The organism is Lunatimonas lonarensis (assembly GCF_000390185.1).
GTDB lineage: Bacteria > Bacteroidota > Bacteroidia > Cytophagales > Cyclobacteriaceae > Lunatimonas > Lunatimonas lonarensis.
The window spans coordinates 1-4,305 of the sequence record NZ_AQHR01000058.1 but is presented as its reverse complement, the minus strand read 5'-3'; the positions used below and the strand labels follow the sequence as shown (position 1 = coordinate 4,305).

General features: G+C 44.5%; 3 protein-coding genes. All 3 read right to left on the bottom strand.

Annotated elements, in window-relative coordinates:
• Nucleotides 1–39: 39 nt before the first annotated feature.
• A complete protein-coding gene (locus ADIS_RS23700) occupies nucleotides 40–348 on the bottom strand; it encodes a transposase (protein WP_394330312.1) in 309 nt (102 codons plus the stop codon).
• Nucleotides 349–926: 578 nt separating this feature from the next.
• Nucleotides 927–1,421 carry a hypothetical protein gene (locus tag ADIS_RS09535; protein ID WP_238325420.1) on the bottom strand — a complete coding sequence of 165 codons (495 nt, stop codon included), beginning with the start codon at nucleotides 1,419–1,421 and terminating at the stop codon, nucleotides 927–929.
• A gap of 64 nt (nucleotides 1,422–1,485) precedes the next feature.
• On the bottom strand, nucleotides 1,486–4,305 hold a 2,820-nt coding region (locus ADIS_RS09530), incomplete at its 5' end, for an RHS repeat protein (RefSeq protein WP_035805436.1).

Sequence of the window (4,305 nt, the reverse complement as noted above, 5' to 3'; positions counted from 1 at the left end):
ACCATTTACCCGAAAAAACAGATGGGGATGGGCGGCTGCTTACATTTCATGTGTCCAAAATTGCATGTTAACGGCTCTTTTGTTTAATTTAGCATGATAAGCAAAAATCATCTTCAACCATTCCTTTCTGCTCTCCGGTGGATTGTCCATTATCATTTTAAGCAATTTCTTGCTTGTAAATTTTTTGAAATCCCGTACCCAATCTGACAATTTTCCATCTTTTTGTTGAACAACCAAGTGAAGGTGATTGGTCATGATAACATAACCAAAGAGGAAAAGTCCCTTCTCCTTTCTACAATAAGCCAGATTTTCCAGGATACAGTCCCTATACAGCTTTCTTGAAAACACATCTGCCCATCCAACCACCTGGAAAGTTAAAAAGTAGGGTATTTCCTGATCTCCCCCGATAGCTATCGGGGTTGATAAGCCTCTCCCATAGCTGAAAATAGTTTATCTGCACGGAAATTACAAATGAATATAGAAGTCTATAAATGGAAGGAATGGTTTTTTTGGAGCCGTCTTCAAATCTCAGTCAGAAAGTCTTCAAAATGTCCAGTATTTGTTTACTAATAAGTCCTTTCTTAAGCCATTGCAAATGGCAGGAAACGGATTACGTATTCCAAATAGATTTGAAATAGTAGGGTGTAGTGGATACTACACCCAAATGCAATGGCCATCAAGGCAGGATCTGTTTTTTTGTTACCGATATCCAAGTATTACCAAAACTCTCGTGCGCACGATATGAATAGCATGAAGGACCAAGGTGCTAGCAAGACCGGTCTCGTATGTTGTAAGCCGGATTATAAGTTCTGTTTTGGAATTCTCCATAAAATAATTGAACATATTGACGATGAAACAGGAACCTCTTTTCTTTCGTATTAGATTTTTCTTGCATAATTTTAACACTAAAAATTTGGTTTTACTGGTTATTCAACAACAACCGTGAAACAATTGGATTTTATAACCCCATCAAATAAACTATAATCCAGTTTAATTTTATATGGTCTTGTTTCCAAATCCTTCATAGTGTAACTAGAATTTTGCAGATAAATTAGAAAAGCCATATACCTTCCTTCGGGAATTATATAGGAGTCGGAATTTATAGGGATATTAATTAAAATTGTTTGATTTTCGTATATCAATAATTCCTGATCATAATAGTCTAATATAGTAGGTAATTCTCCTGTTTGTATTTTTTGATCTACATCAATAATATGATGTGAATACATATCAAACAAAAATAGTGTGAAACCAGGCATCAATCTGTTAATTACAAATGTTTCTTTTTTCACTCGTGATATGTCGAAATATTTACTTCCTAGTAAAATAAACTTTTTATTTAGTTTGTTTTCAATCCGAATCGGAAGTCTTAAATTAGATTCTGCCATGCTAATTTCATCTTCTAATATAATCAGATTCATATCTTGGGCTAATAATCGTATATTTGTAATCCCGATGAACATAAAAGCGAGAATCGACAACAATTTAATAGGCAAACCCATTTGGAATTTTATTTAGGTAATACTCAAAATTAATCAAAGCCTTTTGGAGTGAAATGAGCGATGGGTTCAATTTCAGATTTGAAATAGCGGATGCGGTCCAATCCCAGGCATAGGCCTCTGTAATGTTTCTGTGAAAATTCCCTCCAAAAGTGGATATCCATGATCCCATTTTACCTGAAATGAAATGATCGACATGCCTCGCCTCATGGCCAGTAATTAGGTAAAGGTCATGGGGATTAGTAAAGGCTTTACTCGACACCAATATCCGTTCAATTTTTCCAGAAGCATAACCTGTTGTTTCACCATATTTACCACCGGTTAATATGCTCCCTCGGTCAACAGACCAATTATATCCTCCATATTCGGCAAAATTTTCACTAATGAAGCTATTTAAGTTCTCCTGCGTCGCCATAATAGGTAATGGATCAATCGCTGGAGCGGAAAGAGAAGTTCGTAATCCTGGCAATTTATACTGTAACGATGGCCTAATACTTTTTTGTTCAACACCGTTCCAAAAATTACCTCCTCGTTTAGCCGCTGATATACCCGAACCTATACCTCCCATCAGCCCTCCCGCTAAACCACTCTTTGCCCCAGAATTTATACCTGAGCTCAAAGAACTTCCAAAACTACTACCACCAATTAATGAATTTCCAAAACCACTGGAAAACCCTGCTGCGAACCCACTCGATGCGCCTGTCAGCGCTCCAGCAAAAAAACCTCCCCCTATACCTGCTGCCTGAACAGATCCCTGAAAAGCCATTCCAAATCCGGTTGAAAAAGCGGAGCCAAAACTCCCTCCCATACTTGAGGCCGTTAACCCCCAACCTACACCACTTGCAATGCCCATGCTTATCGCACTTGTTGCTGCTCCAACAGCCGCATAACCCAAGGCATCCCAGACATTATTGATGTTCTTGGCATTTAAGGCGGTATTTACGACTGCTCCAATTATAATTGGTACGAACCAAGCCAGCTCCCCATCCGGATCCACCATCATTACCGGATTGTTTCCCATGCCAACAAATGGCGATGCAAACTGGTTCTGCGGATCCACCCCAAACCATCTCCCCAACGCAGCGTCATACTGCCGTGCATGGAAATCATACCATCCTGTCAGCTCATCATACGTTTTGGACTGGAACAGCTCCTTGGTTTCCTTCTCCCCAGCCCGTACAAAGTTTCTAGCTATCAACCCATACGGATAGTAATCCGTTTGCTGTACGATGTAGCTTTCTAAGGTGAGAATAGAGAAATCATCGAAGAACGCTTCGCCACCTTCCGTGCCGTCATTGGATAAGTAAATATAGAAATATCCCGGCTCATCCGCTACTACTTCTTGGTATAATCTCTCGTGTTCCCGGTTGGTGCCGTCCTCATAGCCTGCCTCGGTCATCTGTACATAACCTCCGTACTTGTAGTTCATCTCTTTGTCGAAGAAGAGATAGTTTAGGTAGGCGGGTGGGGTGTCGCCTCTGCTTCCCTTTCCTACAAGTAGCCCCGCCAGCCCCTGATCTGTACCTGCTGTGCGGCTTGAGGGGGTGGATAAGTTCCCGTCTATACCTAGGCTACCCGGACTGGCGGCTTCTATCGCCAATGAAAGCATCATCAAGGCAGGATCTGCTTTTTTATTCCCAAGATCCAGATACTTCCCGAAAACCTCCATGCGTATAGTATCCCCCGGAAGTACCGCCACAGATCTCGATGGCCCGGTCTCCCCATTGGTAAGCCGCAGCGCATAGCCAGTTTCCGATGTGCCGGTATGGTCAAAGAGGGAGGAGGCGATATGGGGTGCCTCCCCGTAGTCCATAAACTGCATGGATTCCGCCTCCAGGTTGTCCGGTTCGAAGGTGGCCAACACGGTGAAGTTTGCGGGGTCTTCCTGCAGTACCACCCGGGTGTTGCCCAAGTGGTCGGTAAGGTAATATTGGTAGCGGTAGCCCGCATCCGCCAGCACACGGCCGTATTCGTGGCGGATTTCCGTTAGCACATTGTCTTCAAATACCAGCTCGCCCACATATTGCTGGGTAGGGAGGGAGAAGGCTCCGCTTCCTGTATATTCAACTGTCATCAGCCCGCCCCCTGCACCATAGGTGTACTTGATGCGGTTGGTGGAGCCAAAGTTGATCTGGGCAGGCAGGTCCTGTCGGGTATAGGTGATTTCCGTAATCCCCTTGTTTTTATCCTCTTTCAGGTAGCCGTTGTCGTTGTAGCTGTAATCCGTGCCGGTATTCCCGTCGTTGAATCCGCCCGCTTTGTGTGCCGCCGGGGCTGCATCGGCCACGGCCGTCAGCTGGTTGCCGCTGTAGGTATAGGCCAGCTGATCCATCTGTGCCACCGCACCTGCATTGTCCCGATTACGCTTGAGTGCCGTGATATTTCCGTTGGCACTGTAGACGATGTCATTCTCCGTATAGAGGTTGTTTGTAACCCATGACGTTGTTTTCTCCCGGTAGGTCGAAGCAGTCAGTCGTTTTGGGATATCGTAGGTATAGTTGTATACCCTTTCCGGTTCGGTGCCGTAGTGCTTCCATTGGTTGGAGGTAATGATCCCGTCCAGCCTTGTAGTATTACTCGTGCCGCTGGCTTTGTGGTAATCCAGTTTTTGGCGGAATACGGGGTCGCCGTTTGAATAGGTGTAGAGGATCTCGTCGGTCCATCCTTGGATCGTGGACTTCCGGCCGGTCTTGTACAGCCAGGTATTGCCGTTGTTGCGGCTGTGGTGGATGATGTCCGTGGCCTCGCCCAGCTCATTGTACTGTAAGCAGCCGCCCATCCCCATCTGTTTTTTCGGGTAAATGGT

Bases quoted from the DNA above. Each gene is read 5' to 3' on its own strand.
- ADIS_RS09535 (WP_238325420.1), bottom strand. From the start codon at position 1,421: ATGAATCTGATTATATTAGAAGATGAAATTAGCATGGCAGAATCTAAT.